The following is a 22,818-nucleotide window of genomic DNA, read 5'->3' as shown; positions in this document are numbered from 1 at the left end:
TCCCCCGACCGCCGGCCGTCCCGGAGGAGAGATCGCCGTGCCCGTGCCCACCACCTTCGACCACCAGGCGAAGAACTACAGCGTCCCGCATGCCTACTGGCTGGCGAAGGCGTCCGAACTCGCCTACCAGGACGAGGCCACCATCGAACGGCAGGCCCGCGACTGGGGCTTCGACCGGGTGCGTCACCACCAGACCCGGTTCACTCCGCCGTTCCCGCTGGAGGACACCCAGGCCTACACCATGGCCAGCGACCACATGATCGTCACGGCGTTCCGCGGCACCCAGCCGGCCGAGATCCGCGACTGGCTCTCCGACTCCTCCACGCCGCCCTGGCCCGGGCCCGCCCGCACCGGCTACGTCCACTTCGGCTTCGCCGAAGCGCTGGAGTCGGTCTTCCCGGACGTCCTGGACGCCCACACCCAACTGCGCACCAACGGCCAGACCGTGTGGTTCACCGGCCACAGTCTCGGCGGAGCCCTGGCGATGCTGGCCGGCGCCCGGTTGTACCTGGAGGACCCACGCCTCCAGGCCGACGGCATCATCACGTTCGGGCAGCCCCGCACCTGTGACCGGCTGCTCGCCGCCGCCTGCAACGAGGGGTTCAAGGGGTGCCTGTACCGGTTCGTCAACAACAACGACATCGTGCCCCAGCTGCCGCCGGAGCCGGCCTACACCCACGTCGAGGCGCTGAAGTACATCGACTCCTCGGGCCGGCTCCACGACTCCATGGGCCTGGTCGCCGGGCTCGCCGACCGTGCCAAGGGCCTGACCGCCGACGCGTTCGCTCCGGCCGCGGCCGGTGTGCGCGACCACGCGATGAAGCGCTACCTCGCGGCCCTGGAACAGAACCTCGCCTGACGGAGTCAGGTCCTGCGGGCGGGGCAGGCGGGAAGGGCGGGGCGGGTGCCGGTGGGTCCACGGCCGGCAGGCCGGGCCCGGCGAGCAGAGCCGGGCCGAGGGTCGAGTGAACCGATGGTACGAACAGCCTCCCCCGGTAGCGGTGCGCACACGACCGTGTGTGGATGGTGACGGGCCGCCACACCAGGGCCGTCCGATCCACCCTCACCATTCGCACCTCGAAGGGTTCCACCCATGCGTACCGCGCACCGCATCCTGGCCGTCTCCGTCCTCAGCCTCCCGCTCGTCATCGGCGCGGCGACCACCGCCTCCGCCGCCGCGCCCGACAACATCCCCACCCTCAACTTCGACAGCGGCGCGTTCGCCGTCGGCCCGCACGGCAGCGCCCTCCAGGTCACCGACGCGCAGTTCGGCCCCTGTGGCTCCTCCTTCCTCACCGGCGCCGTCGCGGTCGGCCCGGGCGGCGTCGCGGGCATCGCCACCGAGACCGGCATCAGCAACGGCGGGCAGAGCTGACCCCACCCGCACCCGCACCACGGCTGCCCCGGGAGCACCCGCCCCGGGGCAGCCGCCCATCCGCAACCGGGACGGGCCGCCCGGCGCCTGGTGCGCGGTCACCGGGCGGCCCAGGCCGAGCAGGCGGGCTGGTGCCAGGTCGTCCGGACCACCTGGCCGCCGGGCAACCTGTGCTCGCTGTTCCAGGTCCGGCAGCACCCGGCGGCAGGTCGGCGCGGTCCGGACGGCACCGCGGAACCGGCGGCCTGGCGGACGGGCACGGGCGCGAAGACCGGCTTGCCGGGGCGGCCCCGACGGCGTCTGGTGGAGGAAGTCGTCATGCCCGCCGTTCTGCCACCCCCGGCCCCCGTCCAACCTCGCCTCACCCGAACGGATGAGCAGCCCGGGCCGTCCGTGGAGCGCTGACGCGGGCAGCAGGAAGCGGAGAGCGGCGGACCTGGGCGAGGGCGTCGAGCAGGTCCGGACGGGCATCCGACTTATCAGACAGGCACCGAACCACAGGGGCCCGACTCGAATCCCCTTCTGGCCAGGATCAACCCCGAGCACGGATCCCGGTTGAAGGCGCTACCTTGTGATCTCATCTGGGCCACGGCATGGAAGAACGCACTGCCCTTGCACCTTGTTCCCGACCTGCGGGAATGAGCTGAGGTGCAAGGGGCCACGGCCATGCCGACGCCCACCTGATGTCAGGGCAGTCGGGTCCCCTTCGACAGCGGGAGGGGCTTCCACGGCGCGGGGGCGATGGGTCGCATGGCGGTGGCCTCTTCGATAGGGCGGACAGGATGCCCGGCTTTGAGCATCTGGTCGCGCAGCCACTTTGGGTCACACCCGTACATGGTGCCCAGGACACGGATGCCGACGCCGGTTGCGTGGCGGTGGGCGATGGCCGGCAGGGCCGCGACCACGAGGGCCCTGAGCATGGCTTGCCGGTCTTGTCGGGTGTTGGCCCACACAGCTTCTCCTGGGGTGTTACGACGGTTCCTGGCTGTCCGTGGTGCTCGGCCTGCCGGCCGTGGGCGAGTGCGAACACGGCAGCGGCGAACAGCCGACGCCTCCGGGGGCACGCCCAACCTTTTGGCGACCTCTACCCCGTGGGAGGCCCCCGCCCTGCGGCTGCGGGGGCAGCAACAGGGCGGGGGCGGGCCCGCCGCTGGGAGCGGCGGGGGTGCGAGATGGTCAGTGAGTGTCGAAGACCTGGACCCTGAAGCCCAGCCCCTTCTGCCAGACCTCCACCGTTCGCCGGTCGCCGACGCGGGCGTACCGGAGCGTGCCGAGGTCCGCGTCGTCCTGGGGCGTGCGGTAGTACCGGACGCCGGTCACGGCGTAGACCAGCAGGGCGAGGACGAGGACAGCGCGTTCCATGGGGTGCTCCGGTTGTGCGGGGATGGGCTTGCCGCCGATGGCGGCCGGATGGTGTAGGTGAGGAACCCGGTGTGCTCGCCGGTGGGCGTGAACCCGGCCTTCACCAGGACTCGGCCGGAGGCGGGGTTGTGCGGGTGGTGCTTGGCGCGGACCTCCGGCAGCCCCAGGTGGCCGAAGGCCAGGGCGAGGACTCTGCGCACGCCCTCCGTAGCGTGCCCCTGTCCCCAGGCGTCCGGGCGCAGGATGTAGCTGATCGCGGCGACGGGCCGCTCAAGGTGGAGTTTGACGATTCCGAGCAGGTCGCCGGCCGCGACCAGACCGAGGGTGTAGAGCGTGCGTGGCGTCGAGGCTGCGGAGGCTGCGGCGGTGCGGGTGTAGAACCGGGCTTCGGCGGCGTCCATCGGGGCCCTGCCCAGGTACTTCGTCGCCTCCGCGCTGTAGATGCGCAGCAGGGCGTCGGCGTCGCCGGGGACCAGCTCCCGCAGCTCGATCACGCGTCCGCCGCTTTCACGAGCATGGTCAGCTCGGCGGCGGTCGGCCGGTCGTCGGGGGCGGCCATCAGGACGTGCCGCAGGCGGGCCTGGAGGGACGGCCAGGGCAGCCTGGTGGACAGCGGGATGGCGCGGTGGGCGATGGCCTTGCACAGGGCACCCAGCGGCGTCCCTTTGCCGAGTCCGGCGGTCTCGTAGTCCAGCGGCCAGGTACCGGTGATGCAGGTCCACAGGGTCCCGGCGAGGGCGTAGACGTCGGCGCTCTGCGTGGTCTCGACGGGCTGGGGGCCGTTCATGATCCGCGCGGCCAGCTCGGGGGCGGTCAGGTGGATCATCGTGCCGTCGAACGTCGACCACGGGAGGGTGCCGAGTTGCCGCGACCACGCGAAGTCCAGGAGGCGCACGCCGTCGTCGGTGTGGATGCCGTGCTGGGGCTGGAGGTCGCCGTGCACCCACCCGTCGTGGTGCAGGTCGGCCACGGAGCTGCACAGCGCGACCGCAGCGGCGAGCTCGGTGTCCTTCCCGCCGTCGTCCTTGCGGACGGGGCGGAAGAGGTCCCAGGTGGACGGCCCGGACAGCCACGGGGTGACGAACCAGACCCCGCCGTCGAAGCGCCCGACGGTCACGGAGTAGTCCGTGAGCTGCTCCAGCACGGAGGCTTCGCGGGCGGTGACCTCGGCGGCCTCACCGGTGCCGAGCTTGATGCCCACCACCCCGCGCGGGCCGCTGGCCTTCCACACCGCCGAACCCCGGCGGTCGCTGATCTCCTCCAGCTCGACCGGCCCGCAGATGTCCTCCGCCGCCGTCAGCGCCGCTGCGGCATGGGAAGTGAACTCGCCCATTCTCGTACTGCCTTCCACTCGCAAGGGAGGGGCTCGAAGACGTCCCGGCCGTCGTCCACCGCCACGGACAGGGCCGTGGCGAGGTCGGGTGTGCCTTCCAGGAACTTCGGGTCCAGCGGCCGGACGCCCGCCCGCACCGAGAGGAACGAGAACGGCGGCGGCGGGATGCTCTGCCCGCGCCGGCCGGTCTCGACCGCCCCCTGGGCGAATTTGCCGAACATCACGCCGACCGGGGCGTAAAGGTTCTTCAGCGCCCAGTGCGGCCAGGCCATCAGCTCCCGGCGGTCCGCCCCCTCGCAGTGCCCGGCCAGCACCACGTTCTCGCACGCGAGGACACCGTACGGCCGACCCATGAGCGGGCGGACCCATTCCGCGGCCTGGACTCCGGCGTAGAACAACTCCGCTTCCACCGCGTACCGGTGGCTGCCCGGCGCGATCTCGTAGACCGTCCAGCCGGTCATCCCCCGGCGGACGGACGGCCGCAGGAACGGGCAGTGCTCGTACAGGTCGGCGAGGTAGCCGTCCACGTTCACGCCGACGGGGTTCTCCGTCCGGGCCTCGGTGAGGCGGAGCGCCCCGGCGGTCGGCAGGGACGCTCCGTCGAGTGGTGCGATGATCACAGGTACGACGCCACCGGGATCAGGTCGTCGTCGCCGCTCGGCTCGGGCGAGCAGTCCCACTCGGCCCAGACCTCGCCGGTGTCCCGGTAGTGGGCCAAGGCGGCGGTGTCGACCTTGCCGTCCGCGTCGGTGAACCAGACCTCCGGCAGGGGCCCGTACGCCTCCTCGTACGCGCCCACCCAGGAGATGAAGCCGTTGCCGTTGCTCTCGACGTGGGCCAGCCTGCGGCCGGCGTGCTGGAGGGTGAACGCCTCGTGCGCGGCGGGGTCCGCGACGAGGGTGTGCCACGCCGCGTCGATCGCGGAGGAGAACATCTGCGGCGCGGTCTCGCCCGCATCGATCCGTCGCGCGGTGATCTTGAAGAACTTGCCCAGCTCGTCCAGTTCCATGGTGGTGGCGGTGCTCACGTGCGTCTCCCATCGGGTTGGCTCTGCTCGCCCGGGTCCGGGCGGGCAGTCGTGCGTGGTGCCCCGGCCCGTCGGAGGCTTCACGACGGGCCGGGAGTTCATGGGGCTCCAGGGGCGTGGGGTGACGGTCAGAAGCGGCCGGAGGCGATGAGCGCGGTCACCACGAGCGCCAGTAGGACTATCGCGACCGTCTGGGCGATGGCGACCGGCGGCGGCGTCGGGAGCCCCCGGTCGGCCCGGTCGGCTGCCTCGCGGTACTCCTCCTGGCCGTCGTCCACGGCGGCCTACGCCGGGCGCGGGTCGAGCGCGGCCCGCAGCGCGGCGCGGCGGCGGGGCCGGCGGGCGCGGGCAATGCAGTCGTCGCAGATCGCGTGGCAGGTGCTCTGATCCTCGCCGGGGGCCTGGAGCGTGGTCCCGGCGCAGACCAGCGTCTCGCGGTGGCACACCCAGCAGGTCCCCTGCCGGTAGCCGTCGGGGCGGTCCACGACCATCCCCTCGCCCGTGATCCGGATCGGCGTCGGCGGCGGGGGGCTCGCTCGGACGGGAAGCGGCGCGGTCACGCGGACGGGCAGCAGCGGGTTGCTCACTCCGCGGGCTCCAAGTCGGCCAGGAGGACCATGTCCGGGTACGCGTCGGCCGAGCTGCCCCGGTTCACCCAGGCGTAGTTGGCGAGCTTGCTGGGAGTCTCGGCGACGGTGCCCGTCCAGCCGTCCGTACGGTGCCGGACCGGGTCACCCTGGATCACACTGTTCACAGTTGCGCCTCTCCATCGGGTCGGGGCGTGCGATGTGGTGGTGCTGGTCGCGGTTCAGGCCGAGAGGTCGGCGCGGCGGGTCGTGCAGTTCGGGCAGACGCAGGTGGACCGAACGGCGTCCACCTGGAGCAGCGTCCCCACGCTCGGGGCCCGCTCGGCAGCGCTGGCCGCCCGGTAGTCGTCCAGCGGGCTCCAACCGGCGGGGAGCCGCTGTCGTTCGAACTTCGAGGGGCCGGTCACGACCTCTCGGTACTCACGCCTGGGGGCGCGCCTCTCCATCGGACGGTCCTCCTTCACTTCTCGGAAGTCGCGACATCCAGTGAACGGCCGAGGAGTTGTCGCGAACCAGAGCAGAAGATGAGCACCTGTCGGGCATAATCAACGCACTGTCCGGCCTGACCTGGGCACTTCGATCCGAGCGGAGGCCGCCGTGACGCCGAGAAGATCCCGTCTCGCGAAGCGCCGCAAGGCGCTGGGCTACAGTCAGGAGGAGTTCGCCAACGAGTTGGGAGTGGCAGTCTCCACAGTGGTCCGCTGGGAGGCCGGCAAGACCGATCCGCAGGGATACGTACATCCCAAGGTGGCAAAGCTCCTCAAGGTGACCCCTGAGGGGCTGGCGGACCTCCTCACACCAGAGGTGCTAGCCCCTGACCGTTCGGTGGTCTACACCGCTACCCCGCCTCTTGGTGATACTGACGACATGAAGCGCCGCGATGTCCTGAGTCTGCTCGCCGTGACCGGTGCGCTCATCTCCCTACCGAGCGCCGACAAGCCCTCGCCCCGCTCCAGCCTGGCCGCGTCACTGACAGAAACCGGCCCAGACCTGAACTCACACCTATGGAAGGTGTTCAGCCTCTCCGACTCCAAGCAGGTCGTGTATCCGATGGTGCGGCACCAACTGGGTCTCCTGGCCCAAGGGCTGGGGGAAAGCCAGAGCGATGATTCGCGGCAGCACCTCTGCACACTGGTGGGAGACCTGTATCAGCTCGCTGGTGAGATCTTCTTCGACGCCAACCGGTACGCCGAGGCGTCGCACTGTTACACCCTGGCAGCGAGCGCCAGCAGGGAAGCTGGCGCCTTCGACATGTGGGCCTGTGCGCTGACTCGACACGCCTTCGTGGAACTTTACGAACGTCGATTCGCTGTCGCGGCTCCGATACTGGCCGCGGCCTCCCAGATCGCCAAACGAGGAGACCCTCAACTCTCAACCCGGTACTGGGTTGCGGCGGTCCAGGCGGAGGCGCACGCAGGTCTCGGCGACCTCGATGCGACCAAGCATTCGCTCAACAAGGCCGAGCAGGTACACACCCTGTCCGGGCAACATCACAACGGCGGCTGGCTTCGTTTCGACGGTTCCCGCCTTGCCGAGGAGCGCGGAACGTGCTACCTCGCACTCGGGCGCCCAGACCTGGCGGAGCAAGCACTGACAGCCGCGCTCTCCCAGCAACTCTCACTGCGCCGCCGAGGGGCAGTGCTCGCCGAGTTGGCAGCCCTGGGTGCTGAACGCCACGATCTCGACAAGGCGAGTCACTACACCCGCGCTGCTTTGGAACTGGCGGACCAAACCGGCTCGGGCTACATCGGCAAGAAGTTGCAGGGCGTAAAGAACCGCCTCGTCCCGCTCATGGCCGACGGTCGGGCTTCAACACTGCATCAGCAAATCTCGGCGCTTGACGGCGTTGTCTGACGAAGGAGTAATACATGTCGTCTGATGGACGAATCTTCCGCGAAGCGTGGATCGCGGGCGTCTCGAAGCATTACCCGGGCGAACCAAAGGCTGGGTATGTCACCCCTTGGGAAGAGACCCCCGACTGGGAGCGCGAGTGCGCCACCGCCGTATTCGGCCAGGTCCGAGACTTCATCAGCGTGAGCAACGGCAATACGTCCAAGCTCACCCGAGAGCAGAAGGGCAGGTTCGTCGCGACGTGCTGGATTGCTCAAATCCACAAGCACATCGAGAACCCCAAGCCTGGCTACGTCGCCGACTGGGTCGACCTGCCGTCCTGGCAGCAGGAGACCGACGCGGACATCTTCGAGGCGATCGAGCGCGCCCATCCCTGAACGTAGTACTTCGCCCCTCAACTCCTCGCCAAGCCGTTGAGGGGCAGGCCTGCCCTCCACCGTCTTCGACCGTTCGGGTAGGTGGAGGCCACGAGGGTGGGGCCTGGTGCCCTCTCGCCGATCTCGACGCCGTCGGCGAGCAGCTGCCGGACAGCGGCCTCGGTCTGGTGCCGGTAGGGGTGGCGGGAGATGAAGTGGCCGTTCTCGCGGATCTCGTACATGTCCGCGCTGAAGTCGGTGGTGTTGAGGGTGACGTCGAGGCGGCGGTCGTGGCCCGAGCCGGTCACGGTCCAGCGGCTGGCACTCGCCTCGGACCACGTCAGGTCGATGTCCGCTCCGGTGCGGGCCCGCTCGGCGCGCTGGCGCTCGGCCTGCTCGTCGGCTCGGCGCTGGCGGGCAGCTTCCATCGCCGAGAACCGCACGTCGTGCTCGCGCAGGCAGCCGATCCCCTTCATGATCCGGTCGAACGCGGGCCGCCCGGCCCAGTCGACCCGCTGCTGGTTGAGGGCTGCCGGGCCGTCGATGCTCACCCCGACCCTGAACCCGTACCCGGTCAGGAACTCGCACCAGGCGGGGTTGAGCAGGACGGCGTTGGTCTGCACCGAGTGCTCGACCAGTCCGGCCTGCCGCAGCGGTTCGAAGGGCGCCATCAGCTCGGCGAAGCGCCGGCGGCCGATCGTCAGCGGCTCACCGGCGTGCCAGATGATCTCGATTCCGGTTCCGGGCCGGTGGGACGGCCGGGCCGGGCGCGAAGGCCCGGAGCATCGCTCCGGGCCCACATCACCAAGATGCCGTTGGTTGAAGGCCGTGAATTTTCACCAAAGGTGACAGATCGTCAGATGTTCGTTCGCGTAATCCACGTTGACAGGCGCACACTTCGGCGACTAAGCCCTGTCCGACCGATCTTGCCGGATCAGCCCGCGGCGTTGGGCGCCCGGATCGTGCTTGATCGGCCGATCATGGCCTTGCGGCCGAGGGGGCGAAGGCGGCCCGGACAATGCGCTCGCCGACCGGGTTCATGGTCGTGGCCTTGGCGTCGATCGCATTGACCGAGTAGACAAGGGTGCGGGAGAGGTCCCTGGTCGCCGCGATGAGTGTGCTGTAACCGGGCCGCTCTCCGGTCTTGAGCCAGAGGATCTGCCCGCCACCCGCGTCGAAGCGCTGCAGTCCCGCACTCATCACGGCGCCTTTGATGTCCGGCACGGTGAACATTTCCTTGTCCAGGAGGGACTGGGGGACGAGCTCTCCCCTGAACAGCGCGAAGAGGAATTTCTCCAGGTCAGCGGTGGTGGAGATCATGTCACCCGCCGCCCACCGGTCCGACATGTTCCACTCGGTCGCGTCCACGACCGTGCCGTCCGCCAGCTTCTGGTAGCCCTGGTTGTGCGCGCCGTGGATTCGCGGGTCGGGACCGTCGGGGAAGGACGTGTGCCACATGCTGGCCGTGCGGAAGACACGTACCTGCGCCTGGTGTGCGTAGGAGTCGCCCGTGATCTTCTCGATGAGCAGGCCGAGGACTGTGTAGTCGATGTTGCCGTACCGCTGTTTCCTGCCCGGGCCTTCCCCCGGCCCCTGGTAGGGGCCCTTGGCGACCGATGCCGCGACGACGTCTTCGGGAGTCAGGGTCTTGAAACGGTTCTCGTACCCCTCGGCGTTCTCCGGGCCGAGGGAGGAACCCGGCTGGAGCCCACTGGTGAATGTGAGCAACTGCCGTACGGTGATCGGCTGGAAGGCGTCGGTCAGCAGGTTCGGGAGGTACCGCTGGACGGTGTCGTCCAGATCCACCCTGCCCTCTGCGGCGAGCTGCAGCACAATGACCGAGGTGACCACCTTGGTGATGGATCCCGCCCGGAACCGAGCCCCTTCCAGGGCCTTGCGGCCGCTGTCCAGGTCGTGCACTCCTGAGCCTGCGTGCCAGCTTCCGTGGCCGCCGACACGTACGAGGGCCGCCGTTGCGTCGGGGCTGGGCAGTCCGAGGAGGGCGTCCTCCAGCGCCTTCACGTTCGGGCCGGGCAACTGACTGACCGTAACCTGGACGCGGGGTGTTGCGGCCATGGCGGGAGCCGGGGCCAGCGGACCGGCGCCGAGGCCCAGCACGAGTGCGACAGCCAGGGCGGTACGTATGCGGATACTCAAGGGACGCTCCATTGGTGTGGACTGGCTTGCTTGTGCGAAGCCCATCCTGTCGAAATACACGGACGTCCTGGATCACCGATCAGGAGGGCGCCGACCCTGGTAGTCCCCTGGTCAACCATGCTTCCTGACAACGGTGTTGTCGGGGTTGACCCTTAGGTTCTGTCCGCGCGATCGTGAGCGGAGCCAGATGACCCCTACTCCCCATAGTCGCATCAACGACTCAACTGATCGCCAGGACACGGCCGCAGAGCGTGACAGCGCGGTCACGGTCTCGCGGACCAGCGGGTGCCGGGAGGCCTGCTGCGGGGCGACCGCGTACGCGGCATCCAGCTGGTCGAGCGCGGCGTCGGGCTTGGCCATCCAGCGGTAGGCCCTGGCCAGGTCGATGTGGTGGTGCCCGATCCGGGTCGGCGCCCAGCCCGGCGGGAGCCGCAGGCCCTTCGCGGCGTCCACCGCCTGGTCGTGCTCGCCCGCCTCCACCAGCGTCATCACCCGGTGCACGCGCACATTCGTCGGCCCGAAGTGCAGCGACAGGTCGGGACGTTCGCCTGTAACGGCCGCGACGCGCCGGGCCTCTTCGAGGTGGTGCTTCATCAGGTCCGTCTCGCCGGCGCGGGCGGCGATCACCGAGGCCCCCAGGTGCAGCTGTCCAGCGGTGATCAGCGCGGACGGGGTCTTGTCGTCGGTGCCGTCCAGGTGGCTGCGGCCGGAGGCCTGGAGACGGCGGCAGGCGTCCAGGTCGCCGAGCCGCAGGTAGGCGGTGACCCGCAGGTACTCGCGCGCGGCCCGCAGAGCCGGGGCCCGGTCGCCTGCCCGCCGTGCGGCCCAGTCCATCCGCGCGAGCGCGGTGGCGGACAGATCGTTGAGGCCGATCGCGATCCCCACCGAGTGCCCGCACCGGTAGGCCTCCGCCAGCAGTCCCCACGTCTGCCGCTGCTGTTCGCCAGTGAACTCATGGGCAGCCGTGTGCAGTTCGACCAGCAGGCCCGGCAGCATCGACACCATCGGCTTGTAGTCCGCGGCCTGGGCGAGCGCGTTGACGCGCCGCACCGCTGCCCGCAGCGCGGGCAGCGGCCTGGGCCGCACGTCCTCTTGCGGCGGCAGGTCATACAGGTCGAGGGTGGTACGGATCGGCCCCATCAGCGGGACCAGCGGGTCAGCGGCCATGCCGTCACTGTACGAGGGCGGCTGGAGGTCGCCCGGCTCAACTCCTAAGACCCTGGCGACAGCTGAGACGAACTCCGGAGTCGCCGCCTTGTGTCCGGAGACGACCTTCGTCAGCAGGCTGTAGGAGACGTGCGCGAGGTCCGCCAACTGCCGGTGGCTGAAACCCCTCACGTCCTCGTATGCCGCGATGCGCTGGCCGACACTGATCTCTTCCGGTGGTGCCATGATGGTCCCCATCCCGTGCACGCCCTTGGACCCGGTATGCACGGGACCGTACCCCTCCCTCCGGTTGTCTACCGGCCTTTCGACAAACCTTGTCGACAAGGTCAGGAAGGGCCGCGCCTCGGGCCGGTGACTGTCGGAGCCGAAGCGCTTCGTCGGGATCGCGGTCGTCGCGGGCGAATCGACGGAGCGTGTGACGTCAGCGACTCCGATAGCGTCCCTGATGTCTCGTTACGCGACACACGGCCGTGCCTTTTGGCAACACGCACCGCCGGCTTCGCGCTCGGCGCGAACGGCAACGACGCGCAGCGCTGGGCGTTCTGGCCCACCGCGAACGGGCGCTGGATCATCGGGACGCTGCTGACCGACGGCAAGGCCGCCGCCGGCCAGGGCATGGTCATGGACCACGACCCGGGCACCCACCGCGCCCACCTGATCCGGACGATGGACGGCAACGCCGACCAGCACTGGCCTTCCACGACGCCGGAGGCGGCTGGTTCTGGATCACCAGCGACACCGACAACGGTTGCCTGAGCACCAACAACGCCGGTGAGCAGCTGGGCAGCTGGGCCTGTGACGGATCGGACCGCCAGCGCTGGCGGCTCGACAGCATCCAGAACGGGCCCACCCTCGGCCGCTCGGAAACAGCCCGGTGGCCTCCACCCCGCTCTCGGGGTGGAGGCCACCGCCACGGACCCATCGCCGACGGCCTCGGCGGCCCGCTCGCGGAGGGGCGCGGCCGGAGGAGCGGTTCAGCGGGTCGGGGCGGGCCGCAGGGGGAAGTGGCAGGCGGCCAGGTGGTCGTCGGGGCCGAAGGCGGTCAGCGGGGGCTCGACCTCCGCGCAGATCTGCTGCGCCGCCGCGCAGCGGGTGCGGAAGCGGCAGCCGGACGGCGGGTCGATCGCGGACGGGAGTTCGCCGGCGACGCCGCGGCTGCTCTTGGCCTTCTCCACCACCGGGTCGGCCACGGGAATGGTGTCCAGCAGGCCGCGGGTGTAGTGGTGCACCGGCCGGGCGTACACCGACGGCGCGGGGCCGATCTCCACCAGCTTGCCCAGGTACATCACGCCGATCCGGTCGGACAGGTACCGGACCACGGACAGGTCGTGCGAGATGAACAGGTACGACAGTCCGAGTTCGCCCTGAAGGTCGCTCATCAGGTTGAGCACCTGCGACTGGATCGACACGTCCAGCGCCGAGACGGGCTCGTCCGCGACGATGAGCTTGGGGCGCAGGGCCAGCGCGCGGGCCAGTCCGATGCGCTGGCGCTGGCCGCCGGAGAACTCGTGCGGGTAGCGGTCCAGGGCGGTGAGCGGAAGGCCGACCAGGTCGAAGATCTGCCTGATCCGCCGGTCGCGCTCGGCCTGGCCGTCGATCCGGTGGATGTCCAGCGGCTCGCGCATGATCGACTGGACGGGCATCCGGGGGTTCATCGCCGCGTAGGAGTCCTGGAACATGAGCTGGACGTCCCGGCGCAGTCGGCGCCGCTCGGCCCGTGGCACCAGCGCCAGGTCCCGGCCCTCGAACACCAGGCTGCCGCTGGTGGGCCGCTCCAGGCCGACGATGAGCTTGCCGACGGTGGTCTTGCCGCAGCCGGACTCGCCGACCAGGCCGAGCGTCTCTCCCCGGCGGACCGTCAGGGAGATGTCGGCCACGGCGCTGACCGCGCCCACGGCCCGACGCAGGATCAGGCCGCTGGTCACCGCGTACTCCTTGACCAGGCTGTCGATGCGCAGCAGCGGCTCGGCCGGTGCGTCCTCGGGCGCCGCGGGGGCTCGTACCGCCGCCGGGGCCCGTACTGCCGTCGCCGGGGGCGGTGTCACGGCTGGCGGGCGGCGGCCCGGCTCGGCCTCGCCGACCGGGAAGTAGCAGGCGTAGCGGTGTTCCGGGGTCTCCCCGGACAGCGGCGGCTCCTGCGCGTGGCACTGCTCGGTGGCGTAGCGGCAGCGTGCGGCGAACCGGCAGCCGGGCGGCGGGGTGGTCAGGTCCGGCGGCAGGCCGGGGATCGAGTAGAGCCGGCCGCCGGACTCGGCGAAACGTTCCGGCAGCGATTCGAACAGCGCCTCGGTGTACGGGTGGCGGGGGTTGGTGTAGAGCTCCTCGGTTCCGGTGGTCTCGACGACCTTCCCGGCGTACATGACGGCGATCCGGTCGGCCCGTCCGGCGATGACGCCGAGGTCGTGGGTGACCAGGATGACGGCCATGCCGAGCTGCTGCTTGAGGTGGTCGATGAGTTCGAGGATCTGCTTCTGGACGGTGACGTCGAGGGCGGTGGTCGGCTCGTCGGCGATGAGCAGTTTGGGCTCGTTGGCCAGGGCCATGGCGATCATGGCCCGTTGGCGCATCCCGCCGGACAGTTCGTGCGGGTAGACCAGGGCCCGCTGGGCCGGGCTGGGCATCCCCACCAGGGACAGCACCTCGACGGCGCGCTCGTGCGCCTCCTTCCGGGAGACCCGGCGGTGGATGCGCACGGACTCGGAGATCTGCCGGCCGATGGTCATCGTCGGGTTGAGCGAGGTGGTCGGGTCCTGGAAGATCATCCCGATGTCGTTGCCGCGCACCCGGTCCATCTTCTCGGGGCCGAGCGCGAGCAGGTCGCGGCCGTCGAGCAGGACCCGGCCGTCGACGACGCTGCCGCCGTTCGGCAGCAGCTGCATGATCGACATGGCGGTCATGGTCTTGCCGCAGCCCGACTCGCCGACGATGCCGAGGGTCTCGCCGACGTCCACCGCGAGGTCGACGCCGTCCAGGGCGTGCACCACCGAGCGCTTCAGCCGGATCTCGGTGCGCAGGCCGGTCACTTCGAGGAGCGCCACTGCTGATCCTCCGTCGGGTTCACCGCTTCTGCAGCCGGGTTTCGAAGGCGTCGCGCAGGGCGTCGCCGATCACGTTGAAGCACAGGATGATCAGGATGATCACGGCGGCGGGCGGATAGATCATCCACCAGCAGCCCTGGCCGGCGAAGGTGGTGCCGACGTCGAGCATGCCGCCCAGGTCGTTGTTGGGGGCCTGGAGGCCCAGGCCGATGTAGCTGAGCGTGGACAGGGCGAAGACCGCGTCGGCGATCGAGAACGTGGTGTTGACGATCGTCGTCCCGATGGTGTTGGGCAGGATGTGCTTCAGCACGATCCGCCGGCCGCCCGCGCCCATCATCCGGGACGCGGACACGTACTCGCGGACCTTGATGGCCAGGGCCTCGCCGCGGACCAGGCGGGTGATGCCGAACCAGGAGGTCAGGCCGACCTCCAGGATCAGCATGGCCTTGCTCTTCCCGTAGACGCTGCTGAGGTAGATCAGCAGGAAGATCAGCGGGAAGGACATGAAGGAGTCGATCACCCGCATCATCAGCGCGTCGATCCAGCCGCCCAGGTAGCCCGCGACGGCGCCGTAGAGCGCGCCGAGGACGGCGGCGATCAGACCGGCGGCGAGGCCGATCTCCAGGCTGGTCTGCCCGCCGACCATCACCTTGCCGAGCTCGTCGATGCCGTCGTTGTCCGTGCCGAGCGGGTGCCCGGCGCCCGGCGGCAGGGTGACGGCGGAGAGGTTCACCACCGAGGTGTCGGCGTGGTAGAAGAGCGGGCCGAGGAAGCAGAAGGCGATGATCGCGACCAGGACGGCGACGGCGACCAGGGCCAGCCTGTTCTCGGCGAAGACCTCCGCGCCGCGCCGGAGCATCGAGCGGGGCCGCCCGGCCGGCTCCCCGCCCGGGTCGGAGGCGGGCCGGCCTTCCGTGGTACCGGTTGTCAGGGCCATCAGGTGAGCCTCACTCGTGGGTCCAGCACGGCGTAGCCGAGGTCGGCCAGCAGCGAGCCGATCACGGTGGTCACCGCGGTGAGCAGGGTGGCCGCCAGGGTGATGCCGTAGTCGTTCTGCAGCGCGGCACGGGTGGTCAGCAGGCCGATGCCCTGGATGTTGAAGACGTACTCGACGATCAGCGCGCCGCCGACCAGCGCGGGCAGCGAGAGGCCGACCAGGGTGACCATCGGGATCAGGGCGTTGCGCAGCACGTGGCCGTACAGGGTGCGGCGCCGGGAGGCGCCCTTGGCCTGGGCGGACCGTACGTAGTCCTGGGTGATCTGGTCCAGCACCCCGGAACGCATGTAGCGGCTGTAGCCGGCCACGGTGGTGACGGTCAGGGTCAGGACGGGCAGGCAGACGGCCCCGGGGTGGGTGAGCGCGTCGCCGAAGGTGGCCACCTGGTCCTGCACCGAGACCCAGTGCAGGTCGTCCTCGAACCACTGCTGGATCAGGAAGCCGATGAAGAACGTCGGCACGCCGTAGGCGACGAAGGAGAACACCGTGAAGGCGTGGTCCAGCACGCTGTTGCGGCGGGTGGCCTGGAGCAGGCCCGCCGGCACCGCGATCAGCAGCGCGAGCAGCAGCGAGGCGCCGACGATGTAGGCGGAGGCGCCGAGGGCGTTGAACAGCAGGTCGGAGATCGGGCGCTGCTGGATGTAGTCGAAGCCCAGGTTGCCGTGCAGCAGGCCGTCCAGCCAGGTCCAGTACTGCACGTAGACGGGGCGGTCCAGACCCATCTGCTGGGTCAGGTGGGCGATGTTGGCCGGGGTGGCGTGGGAGCCGAGGATCGCTCGGACCGGGCCGCCCGGCATGAGCTGCATCAGGCCGAAGGAGATGACGGTGACCATCAGCACCGTCAGGAGGGCCTGGAACAGTCGTCGGATGAGGTAGGCCGTCACCGCCGCCCCCCGAGGGGGGCGGCGGCGACGCCGTTACGGATGGCCGTCATTTCGTGTAGTACCAGTACTCCGGCTCGTAGCCCTGGAAGGGGTCACCGGCGTCGAGGTGCAGCTTCTTGGTGACCTCGCTGATCGCGAGCGTGTTGGGGGTGTAGATGACCGGCTGGACGCCCGCGATGTAGTCCTCGTAGGCGTACAGGTCGTTGACGTCGCTGCCGGTGGTGGTCTTGACGATCAGCTGGTCCAGCTTCGGGTCGGAGAAGCTCCAGACGTTCGGCCCGGCTCCGGTGGCGAACAGCGCGTCGCCGGTCGGGTAGTAGTCGGGGGCGTAGACCCAGCCGCCGTAGAGCAGGCCCTGCCACTGGCAGCCGGCCGGCTGGGCGGCGCTGCAGGCCACGCCCTCGTTGCCGATGGTGTTCTGGGTCTGGCTGACCATGGTGATGCCGATGCCCGCCTTGGCCGCGTCCGAGCGCATGTCCGCCGCCATGGTGTCCAGCGCGGCCTGGCCCGAGGGGTAGTCGAGCGTGAACGCGGCCTTGGTGCCCGCCGCGATGCCGGCGCCGCACTGGTTCGGGCCGGTGCCCGGGTCGGTGCAGGTGGCCGGGACGCTGTCGGTGTTCCAGCCGTGGCTGCTCAGCAGCTGTTTGGCGGCCGCCGGGTCGTAGGTCGCGCGCTCGGACTGGCTCTTGGGGGAGAGCGGGTTGCCGGCCGGGAGGCTGGGCACGGCGCCGGTGCTCGGGTAGCCCCAACCCTTCCAGATGCCGTTGATGATGCCCTGCTGGTCCACGGTGTCCTGGACGGCCTTGGTGAAGTAGGGCTGCTTGAACAGCGGTCCCACAGCCGGGTTGGCGAAGTTGATCTGGTAGTACGAGATCTCGTCCAGGTAGGTCGGGGCCGGGATGTAGTAGCCCGCGCTGCTCAACGGGTTGCCCGCGTCCGGGTTCTTGGCGTTGAAGGTCGGGGAGTTCTCGGCCGGCAGGTAGCCGACGTCGATGGCGTTGGCGCCGCCGCTGCCGGCCTTCAGGTCCGCGTACTCGGTGGTGGCCGAGGTGTAGGGGACGAAGTCCACCTCGTCGAGGTGCGGCTTCTGCGGGCCCGAGTAGGCGGTGTTCGGCACGATCCCGTACGCGCCGGAGGTGCCGTTGTAGTTCTTGAGCTTCCACGGGCCGTCGACCACCGACCACAGCGGGCTGCCCGCGAAGTCGCCGCCCTTGGTCGACTGCGCGCTGAGGTAGGCGTAGTCGGCCGCACAGTCCTTCGCGGCGGCGTCCGAACCGAACGCGTCGCTCGCGCAACTGCCCTTCTGCCCCTGGCCGGTGAGGTCCCAGGCGAGCGGCATCGGGGTGATCTGGCTGAGTTCGTCGTCGGTGAACCAGGTCTGGTTGACCGGGGTGTTGAGGGTCAGCGTCAGGGTCTGTCCCGAGGCGGTCGCCGAAGCCACGTTGTCCGGGAAGTACTTGGCGCCGATCGCCGGGTTCGGCGGGGTGTAGTAGCCGCTGTTGGACGACTCGGCCTTGGCCATGTTGATCCAGAACAGCACGTCCTGGGCGTTGACGTCCTCGCCGTTGGACCACTTCCACGGCTTGACCTGGACGGTGACGGTATTGCCGTCCGCGCTCCAGGTGGGCGCCTCGCCGAGGGACACCTCCGGGTCGAGGGTGACCTTGTCGTTCAGGCCCCAGTAGTACAGGGGGCGGTAGAACAGCTGCTGGAACTGGCTGGTGTTCACCGTGCTGACCTGGGACGGGGAGTCGAACGGCCAGATGGCGTCCGGGAAGGTGGAGGGCGCCTCGGCGACCCGCACCATACCCCCCTGCACCGCCGCTCCGGCCGGACCCGGGTTGCCGCTGCCGCCGCCCCCACCACCGCCACTGCAGGCCGCGGCGGTTGCCACGACCGTGACCAGCGCCACCACCTGCGCGAATCTGCGCGCTCCTGCGGACTTCGTCATCCTTGACTTGCCCCTCTCCCCCACGTGAACACCACGAGTTCTTTCCTTGCGCGATCCGACGGTTCGCCGACGCGGGCATGGCGATGCCGCGGTCGGGCAAGGTGAGCGGCTTTCCCGACGGCGGGAAGGCACCGGCGTCCGCGGGCTTCAGCCGCTTGCCGCGTGCTGGCCCTGCCCCGTTCGGTGCTAATAGTTAGACCGATTTTTCGAACAGAGAGAAGCCTTGGGGACGACTCGTGTTCGTCAAGTTTCCATCAAGGAAAGGATCTTGAGGCCACGTCACGTGGTTCCGACAGAGGAACCGGCCGGAGTTCCCCGGGCGGCCCGGCGCTGCCGGTCTCGACCCGGGCCCGGGAGGTGGCCCGTACCGCACAGGACGCCCACCAGGAGGACGCCGCCGTCGACGGCACCGTCTTCGCCACCGCCGCCCCTCCGGCGGCGCCGAGGTCGGCTTCCACCTGCCACCCGCACCGGAGGGCTGGACGGATGACACTGAGCCGGATTCCCAGGGCCCTGACGGGCCCTGGGTGCCGGTAGGCGTGCCACCAGTGCGATCAGCTGCAAAAAACGGGCGCCCCGTGGCGGTTCGGGCGAACCCGGAACCGCCACGGGGCGGGTCGCGCCGGTCGTCACCGGACCGGCACGGTCCCCGGCCTGTGCGTCCGGGGCGACCCGGGCGGCCGGAGAGGTGTGCTCAGGAGAGGTGTGCTCACCGGAGAGGTGTGCTCAGTTGAAGACCAGGAGGTCGGTGCGCATCGGCAGCGCACTGCCCCAGCCGATGTTGATCTTGAACGTCACCAGTCCGTTGCCGGGGGCGATGCTCGACACCTGGAAGGGCGCCGCGCCGACGAACCGGTTCCCGTTGCTGTCGATCTCGGAGGCCGTGATGACGACCGTCGAGTCGATCCCGATGACGTTCCAGGCGATCTGGAGGTTGAACGTCCCGTTCCCCGGGGTCCACGTCCACCACCCCCGCCACACGGCGCCGACGTTGCCGCCGATCGCCGCGAGGCCCTGGTCCCGGTCGGCGGGCTGCGAACTGCTCGCGATCCGCGGCACCTCGATGGAGGAAGATTCGGCTGCGGCCATGACGGCTCCCCTCGCGCCGGGAGAGCCCCCTTGGGCTCCCCGAATACTTTGAGTGTCCGGCAATGTGCACAGCGTCACAATCACTCGTGCGAGTGAACCCCCGGCGCGCCTCCCCCGGGACTTTCGTTACGGCCTCTGGTCGGGCGGTTCGATGGCGAGGGCGTGCCGGAAGATGTTGCGCGGGTCCCAGCGGGCCTTGATCTGCTGCAGGCGGGGGTAGTTGTCCTTGTAGTACAGGGTGTGCCACGGGGTACCGGAGGTGTTCCACGCCGGGTCGGCGAGGTCGGTGTCCGCGTAGTTGATGTAGGAGCCGTCACTGACCTCGCCGGGGACGGGGACGCCTCCGGTGTCGCGGTACACATCGCGGTAGAAGCCGCGGACCCAGGACAGGCGGGCCGCGTCGTCCGACTCGTCGGCCCAGACGGTGTAGTAGACGGCCTTCATGACCGAGTCGCGCTGGGCGACGGCGGTGGCGTACGGGGGCACCGCGTTGACCTGGCCGCCGTAGCCGACGAGGAGCAGGCCGCACTCCGCACCGCCCGTGCCGTCCGTCAGGTACCGGTAGGCGGTGGCGAGCTGGGGGTCGGTGAGGGAGCGGCGCAGGTAGCCGGCCTTGTCCTTGTAGCGCCGGGTGATCGAGTTGCCGGCCTCGCCGGTCCCCGGCCAGGTGCTGGTGGGCAGCCAGGGCATGGTGCCCCGGAGGGTGGCGGGTTCGGTGGCACCCACGTCGGCGGTCACCGCGCGCACGAAGTCGGTGAGCACCGCGTCGGAACCCGGAACGCCCGCGTCGATCTGCACGACCAGCTCAAGGGTGCCGGACTTGCGGTGTCCGGCGATGAGGACGGCGTACAGGTTCGCCGCGGGGGTCCCCGGTTCGCTGTTGCGCTCGTGCCAGGCGCCGTAGTTGCGCAGCAGGGTGGTGAACGCCCGTTCCGTCATCTTCTCGTCCCAGGTCCAGGCGACCAGGCATCTCCGCAGCTCGCCCGGGGCGCGCGGCAGGAGTGCGGCGGGGTCGCCGTGGGTGCGGGTGCCGGAGGCGTCGGGGCCGGGGGTGCCGGGGCCGGGGGCGTCGGGGGTGTCGCGGGAGCGGAGCCAGTAGCGGGTCACGACGCCGAAGTTGCCACCACCGCCGCCGGTGTGGGCCCACCACAGGTCGTGGTTCGGATCGTCCGGGTCCCGGGTGGCGACCACCACCCGGACGGTCCCGTCCCGGTCGGCCACCACCACCTCCACGGCGTGCAGGTAGTCCACGACCGAGCCGTAGGCGCGGGACAGCGGACCGTACCCGCCGCCGGCCAGATGCCCGCCCGCGCCCACCTCCGGGCAGCCGCCGGCCGGGATCGTCACGCCCCAGCCCTTGAACAGGGTCCGGTACACGCGCCCGAGGGTCGCTCCCGGCTGCACCGCGAAGGCACCCATCGCGGGGTCGAAGCCGACGGCGTCCATGGGAGAGAGGTCCAGCAGGAGCTGCACCACCGGGTCGCCGGTGAAGTTCTCGAAACAGTGGCCGCCACTGCGCACGGCGATCCGGCGCCCGGAGCGGACGGCGTCGGCGACGGCCCGCACCACCTGCCCGGTGGAGCCGGCCAGGCGGATCTCCTCCGGCCGGCCGACGAAACGGTAGTTGTCGCCCCGCAGCAGGCTGTCGTAGCGGGAGTCACCGGGGCGGACCGTGACCGGCCCGAACGGCCGCTCCTGCGGCCCGCCCCCACCTCCCGCCGGACCACCTTCCGCCGGACCCGGGTCTTGGCGGCCCGCCGCCTCGGCGGGCCCGACGGCCAGGCCGGCGACCGCACCGCCGACCGCCACCGCACCGGCCCGGGCGAGCAGGTGGCGACGCCCCAGCCGTTCGTCTGCCGACCCGTCCATCTCTTCCTCCGTTCACCACGACCATCCGTCAGCGCATGCTACCGGCGACCGTGACATCCAAATATGCTCACCGTCACGATAATTGACGAAGAATCAGCAAGACCGATCGTCGACACGCCCGGCCGCCGCCCCCGGCGGACGTTCAGCGGGCGCCGCAGAAGACGGCGTCGAGGAACTTGATGCCCGCCTCGTTCTGCGCCACCTGCTCGGCGCCATCGCCCCGCGAGGTGTAGGAGAGCGCGACCTGGCGGTCGGCGGTGCCCCACAGCTGGGTGGTGAAGCCGAAGGTGCCGCCGTTGTGGCCCAGCACGGTGGTGCAGGAGAGCTGCGCCCGCGCCAGCCCCATCCCGTAGTCGATCTCGTGCGAGCCCGGCACGGTCTCCAGCACCGTGGTCATCTCGCGCTGCTCCGCCGGGCGCAGCAACTTCCCGTTCAGCAGGGCCCGCTGGAAGCGGATCAGGTCATCGGTGGTGGAGATGATCTCTCCGGCGGCGCCCGCCCAGGAGGGGTTCTGGTCGGTGACGTCGATGTCGGTCTTCTTGACGTTTCCGGTGCCGGCGCCGTCCACGGTGGTCCAGTAGCTGTGGGCGTGCGGGCCGGGGATCGTGGTGGAGCGGCCGGGGACCGTGGTCTTCGTCATCCCGAGCGGGCGCAGGATGCGCTGACCGACCTCCTGTCCGTAGGGGTGCCCGGTGACCTGCTCGACGATCAGGCCGAGGATGTCGAAGTTGGTGTTGGAGTAGCCCCATTGGGTGCCGGGCGCGAAATACGGGGAGTGGGAGACGGATGCGGTCACCAGCTGGCGCGCGGTGAACGTACGGTTCAACCCGCCCTGGGCCAGCCACGTCCGGAAGACGGCCGGGTCGTTGAGGTCGGGAAAGACGTCGGTGCCCTTGTTGGTGGCGTCGAACAGGCCCGTGCGCTGGTTGAGCAGTTGGCGGACGGTGATGTTCTGCCCGTTGGGGACCAGCCCCGGCAGGTGGCTCGACACCGGGTCCTCCAGGCCGAGCCGGTGCTCGCCGACCAGTTGCAGCACCGTGGTGGCGACGAACGTCTTGGTGACGCTGCCGATCCGGAACCGGCCGTCACCACGGACGGGCGCCTGACCGACCAGGTCGGTCACCCCCGTGGTGCCGCGCCACCGCTGGTCACCGTCACGCACCTCGGCGATCGCGGACACCGCCCTGGCGTCGGTCAGCCCGTTGAGGGCGAGTTGCAGCGGACCGCCACGCGGGCGGGCCGACGAAGCCGCGGAGTCCTCGGCTCCCGCCACGGCGGCGGAGGCGGGTGACGCGGACACCGCGAGACAGAAGGCTGCGATCAGGGCACTGGTCAGACGGCGAGACATGGAGCTTCCCTTCACTCGGGCGAACAGGGGTTCGCCACGAGTCAGCCTGTCAGCGCCGCCACCGAGGGAGCGTCACTCCGGATGAGGACCGTCCATCCTTCAACAGGCTTACGAGATCGACACCTCAGGACACCAAAGAGGTACGCGAGGGATCGTCCGGCGGTCGCATCCGGGGATGCGACCGCACGCTCCGTCGCGCTACAGCCGGGGGAGCCTCTGGTCTGGTGACTCCCGCCGGCGTCGGCACAGGGTCCCGCTCTTCGGCCGGTCGGCCGGTCGGCCGGTCGGCCGGTCGGCCGGTCAGCCGGCGCTGACGACCTGGCCGCAGACGATCGTTCCGTTGAGCGTGACCGTCCACCTGTCGCCGGTCTCCGTCGCCTTGATACCGGTCGCGTTGTTCCTCACGTAGCCGCCGCCCCTGACCCAC

Annotated in this window: 25 protein-coding genes; 5 read left to right on the top strand and 20 right to left on the bottom strand. The window is 70.2% G+C overall.

Annotated elements, in window-relative coordinates; all coding sequences use genetic code 11:
- The first annotated feature begins 37 nt into the window (after positions 1-37).
- Together ACIQVZ_RS26000 and ACIQVZ_RS25995 are read left to right on the top strand one after the other, a co-directional pair.
- Positions 38-859 (top strand): lipase family protein, encoded by an 822-nt coding sequence (locus ACIQVZ_RS26000; protein WP_402453186.1) that lies wholly within the window; start codon positions 38-40, stop codon positions 857-859.
- Between the two features lie 234 nt (positions 860-1,093).
- Positions 1,094-1,375: a hypothetical protein gene (locus ACIQVZ_RS25995; RefSeq protein WP_402453185.1), complete on the top strand. Its 282-nt coding sequence runs from the start codon at positions 1,094-1,096 to the stop codon at positions 1,373-1,375.
- Between the two features lie 98 nt (positions 1,376-1,473).
- Here the strand turns inward: ACIQVZ_RS25995 and ACIQVZ_RS25990 are convergent, their stop codons facing one another.
- The 10 genes from ACIQVZ_RS25990 to ACIQVZ_RS25945 all read right to left on the bottom strand — a co-directional run bounded on the left by ACIQVZ_RS25990 (position 1,474) and on the right by ACIQVZ_RS25945 (position 6,091).
- Positions 1,474-1,695, bottom strand: coding sequence for a hypothetical protein (locus ACIQVZ_RS25990; protein WP_402453184.1), 222 nt, complete (start codon positions 1,693-1,695; stop codon positions 1,474-1,476).
- 856 nt (positions 1,696-2,551) lie between these two features.
- Positions 2,552-2,737 (bottom strand): hypothetical protein, encoded by a 186-nt coding sequence (locus tag ACIQVZ_RS25985; protein ID WP_402453183.1) that lies wholly within the window; start codon positions 2,735-2,737, stop codon positions 2,552-2,554.
- The gene (locus ACIQVZ_RS25980) at positions 2,692-3,231 is read right to left on the bottom strand and encodes a GNAT family N-acetyltransferase (protein WP_402453181.1); all 540 of its coding nucleotides are present in this window, start codon (positions 3,229-3,231) and stop codon (positions 2,692-2,694) included. The genes ACIQVZ_RS25985 and ACIQVZ_RS25980 overlap by 46 nt, the downstream gene beginning before the upstream one ends.
- Positions 3,228-4,070, bottom strand: a complete 843-nt coding sequence (locus tag ACIQVZ_RS25975; RefSeq protein WP_402453179.1) for a hypothetical protein — start codon at positions 4,068-4,070, stop codon at positions 3,228-3,230. Before ACIQVZ_RS25975 ends, ACIQVZ_RS25980 begins: the two co-directional genes overlap by 4 nt.
- Positions 4,034-4,690 carry a hypothetical protein gene (locus tag ACIQVZ_RS25970; RefSeq protein ID WP_402453178.1) on the bottom strand — a complete coding sequence of 219 codons (657 nt, stop codon included), beginning with the start codon at positions 4,688-4,690 and terminating at the stop codon, positions 4,034-4,036. The genes ACIQVZ_RS25975 and ACIQVZ_RS25970 overlap by 37 nt, the downstream gene beginning before the upstream one ends.
- On the bottom strand, positions 4,687-5,097 hold the full coding sequence (locus tag ACIQVZ_RS25965; RefSeq protein ID WP_402453177.1) for a hypothetical protein: 411 nt from the start codon (positions 5,095-5,097) through the stop codon (positions 4,687-4,689). The genes ACIQVZ_RS25970 and ACIQVZ_RS25965 overlap by 4 nt, the downstream gene beginning before the upstream one ends.
- A gap of 128 nt (positions 5,098-5,225) precedes the next feature.
- Positions 5,226-5,375: a hypothetical protein gene (locus ACIQVZ_RS25960; protein ID WP_402453175.1), complete on the bottom strand. Its 150-nt coding sequence runs from the start codon at positions 5,373-5,375 to the stop codon at positions 5,226-5,228.
- Between the two features lie 6 nt (positions 5,376-5,381).
- Positions 5,382-5,684 carry a hypothetical protein gene (locus tag ACIQVZ_RS25955; protein WP_402453174.1) on the bottom strand — a complete coding sequence of 101 codons (303 nt, stop codon included), beginning with the start codon at positions 5,682-5,684 and terminating at the stop codon, positions 5,382-5,384.
- A complete protein-coding gene (locus tag ACIQVZ_RS25950) occupies positions 5,681-5,851 on the bottom strand; it encodes a hypothetical protein (protein WP_402453173.1) in 171 nt (56 codons plus the stop codon). Before ACIQVZ_RS25950 ends, ACIQVZ_RS25955 begins: the two co-directional genes overlap by 4 nt.
- A 54-nt stretch (positions 5,852-5,905) precedes the next feature.
- Positions 5,906-6,091: a hypothetical protein gene (locus tag ACIQVZ_RS25945; RefSeq protein ID WP_350876257.1), complete on the bottom strand. Its 186-nt coding sequence runs from the start codon at positions 6,089-6,091 to the stop codon at positions 5,906-5,908.
- A 190-nt stretch (positions 6,092-6,281) separates the two neighbouring features.
- Here ACIQVZ_RS25945 and ACIQVZ_RS25940 point away from each other — a divergent pair, with 190 nt between their 5' ends.
- On the top strand, positions 6,282-7,538 hold the full coding sequence (locus ACIQVZ_RS25940) for a helix-turn-helix transcriptional regulator (protein WP_402453171.1): 1,257 nt from the start codon (positions 6,282-6,284) through the stop codon (positions 7,536-7,538).
- Between the two features lie 14 nt (positions 7,539-7,552).
- Positions 7,553-7,912, top strand: a complete 360-nt coding sequence (locus ACIQVZ_RS25935; RefSeq protein ID WP_350876252.1) for a hypothetical protein — start codon at positions 7,553-7,555, stop codon at positions 7,910-7,912.
- 17 nt (positions 7,913-7,929) lie between these two features.
- Here the strand turns inward: ACIQVZ_RS25935 and ACIQVZ_RS25930 are convergent, their stop codons facing one another.
- The 3 genes from ACIQVZ_RS25930 to ACIQVZ_RS25920 form a co-directional block, all read right to left on the bottom strand.
- The gene (locus tag ACIQVZ_RS25930; RefSeq protein WP_402453169.1) at positions 7,930-8,691 is read right to left on the bottom strand and encodes a radical SAM protein; all 762 of its coding nucleotides are present in this window, start codon (positions 8,689-8,691) and stop codon (positions 7,930-7,932) included.
- A 178-nt stretch (positions 8,692-8,869) separates the two neighbouring features.
- Complete coding sequence (locus tag ACIQVZ_RS25925; RefSeq protein ID WP_402453229.1) at positions 8,870-10,060, bottom strand: serine hydrolase domain-containing protein; 1,191 nt, start codon at positions 10,058-10,060, stop codon at positions 8,870-8,872.
- A gap of 99 nt (positions 10,061-10,159) precedes the next feature.
- The gene (locus tag ACIQVZ_RS25920) at positions 10,160-11,440 is read right to left on the bottom strand and encodes a helix-turn-helix domain-containing protein (RefSeq protein ID WP_402453167.1); all 1,281 of its coding nucleotides are present in this window, start codon (positions 11,438-11,440) and stop codon (positions 10,160-10,162) included.
- 252 nt (positions 11,441-11,692) lie between these two features.
- Between ACIQVZ_RS25920 and ACIQVZ_RS25915 the strand changes: the two genes are divergently transcribed.
- Positions 11,693-11,971: a hypothetical protein gene (locus ACIQVZ_RS25915; protein WP_402453166.1), complete on the top strand. Its 279-nt coding sequence runs from the start codon at positions 11,693-11,695 to the stop codon at positions 11,969-11,971.
- 218 nt (positions 11,972-12,189) lie between these two features.
- Here the strand turns inward: ACIQVZ_RS25915 and ACIQVZ_RS25910 are convergent, their stop codons facing one another.
- From ACIQVZ_RS25910 to ACIQVZ_RS25880, 7 genes are all read right to left on the bottom strand, one after another.
- Positions 12,190-14,253 carry a dipeptide ABC transporter ATP-binding protein gene (locus ACIQVZ_RS25910; protein WP_402453165.1) on the bottom strand — a complete coding sequence of 688 codons (2,064 nt, stop codon included), beginning with the start codon at positions 14,251-14,253 and terminating at the stop codon, positions 12,190-12,192.
- Positions 14,254-14,272: 19 nt separating this feature from the next.
- Positions 14,273-15,190 carry an ABC transporter permease gene (locus ACIQVZ_RS25905; RefSeq protein WP_402453163.1) on the bottom strand — a complete coding sequence of 306 codons (918 nt, stop codon included), beginning with the start codon at positions 15,188-15,190 and terminating at the stop codon, positions 14,273-14,275.
- The gene (locus ACIQVZ_RS25900) at positions 15,190-16,134 is read right to left on the bottom strand and encodes an ABC transporter permease (RefSeq protein WP_331743615.1); all 945 of its coding nucleotides are present in this window, start codon (positions 16,132-16,134) and stop codon (positions 15,190-15,192) included. Before ACIQVZ_RS25900 ends, ACIQVZ_RS25905 begins: the two co-directional genes overlap by 1 nt.
- Before the next feature lie 46 nt (positions 16,135-16,180).
- The gene (locus ACIQVZ_RS25895) at positions 16,181-18,085 is read right to left on the bottom strand and encodes an ABC transporter substrate-binding protein (RefSeq protein ID WP_402453161.1); all 1,905 of its coding nucleotides are present in this window, start codon (positions 18,083-18,085) and stop codon (positions 16,181-16,183) included.
- Positions 18,086-18,811: 726 nt separating this feature from the next.
- Positions 18,812-19,174, bottom strand: coding sequence for a hypothetical protein (locus ACIQVZ_RS25890; protein ID WP_350876241.1), 363 nt, complete (start codon positions 19,172-19,174; stop codon positions 18,812-18,814).
- Between the two features lie 126 nt (positions 19,175-19,300).
- The gene (locus ACIQVZ_RS25885; RefSeq protein WP_402453159.1) at positions 19,301-21,043 is read right to left on the bottom strand and encodes an FAD-binding oxidoreductase; all 1,743 of its coding nucleotides are present in this window, start codon (positions 21,041-21,043) and stop codon (positions 19,301-19,303) included.
- A 142-nt stretch (positions 21,044-21,185) separates the two neighbouring features.
- On the bottom strand, positions 21,186-22,391 hold the full coding sequence (locus ACIQVZ_RS25880) for a serine hydrolase domain-containing protein (protein ID WP_402453157.1): 1,206 nt from the start codon (positions 22,389-22,391) through the stop codon (positions 21,186-21,188).
- Positions 22,392-22,818 lie beyond the last annotated feature (427 nt).

It is taken from the genome of Kitasatospora sp. NPDC098663, from assembly GCF_044760075.1.
Classification (GTDB): Bacteria; Actinomycetota; Actinomycetes; order Streptomycetales; family Streptomycetaceae; genus Kitasatospora.
The sequence above is the reverse complement of the archived record's forward strand: the minus strand, read 5'-3'. Positions and strand labels throughout refer to the sequence as shown.

Excerpts from the sequence above, each read along its gene's own strand:
- ACIQVZ_RS25995 (WP_402453185.1), top strand. The coding sequence starts at position 1,094 with ATGCGTACCGCGCACCGCATCCTGGCCGTCTCCGTCCTCAGCCTCCCG.
- ACIQVZ_RS25990 (WP_402453184.1), bottom strand. The coding sequence starts at position 1,695 with ATGACGACTTCCTCCACCAGACGCCGTCGGGGCCGCCCCGGCAAGCCG.
- ACIQVZ_RS25985 (WP_402453183.1), bottom strand. The coding sequence starts at position 2,737 with ATGGAACGCGCTGTCCTCGTCCTCGCCCTGCTGGTCTACGCCGTGACC.
- ACIQVZ_RS25975 (WP_402453179.1), bottom strand. The coding sequence starts at position 4,070 with ATGGGCGAGTTCACTTCCCATGCCGCAGCGGCGCTGACGGCGGCGGAG.
- ACIQVZ_RS25935 (WP_350876252.1), top strand. The coding sequence starts at position 7,553 with ATGTCGTCTGATGGACGAATCTTCCGCGAAGCGTGGATCGCGGGCGTC.
- ACIQVZ_RS25925 (WP_402453229.1), bottom strand. The coding sequence starts at position 10,060 with ATGGAGCGTCCCTTGAGTATCCGCATACGTACCGCCCTGGCTGTCGCA.
- ACIQVZ_RS25920 (WP_402453167.1), bottom strand. The coding sequence starts at position 11,440 with ATGGCACCACCGGAAGAGATCAGTGTCGGCCAGCGCATCGCGGCATAC.
- ACIQVZ_RS25905 (WP_402453163.1), bottom strand. The coding sequence starts at position 15,190 with ATGGCCCTGACAACCGGTACCACGGAAGGCCGGCCCGCCTCCGACCCG.
- ACIQVZ_RS25895 (WP_402453161.1), bottom strand. The coding sequence starts at position 18,085 with ATGACGAAGTCCGCAGGAGCGCGCAGATTCGCGCAGGTGGTGGCGCTG.
- ACIQVZ_RS25890 (WP_350876241.1), bottom strand. The coding sequence starts at position 19,174 with ATGGCCGCAGCCGAATCTTCCTCCATCGAGGTGCCGCGGATCGCGAGC.
- ACIQVZ_RS25885 (WP_402453159.1), bottom strand. The coding sequence starts at position 21,043 with ATGGACGGGTCGGCAGACGAACGGCTGGGGCGTCGCCACCTGCTCGCC.
- ACIQVZ_RS25880 (WP_402453157.1), bottom strand. The coding sequence starts at position 22,391 with ATGTCTCGCCGTCTGACCAGTGCCCTGATCGCAGCCTTCTGTCTCGCG.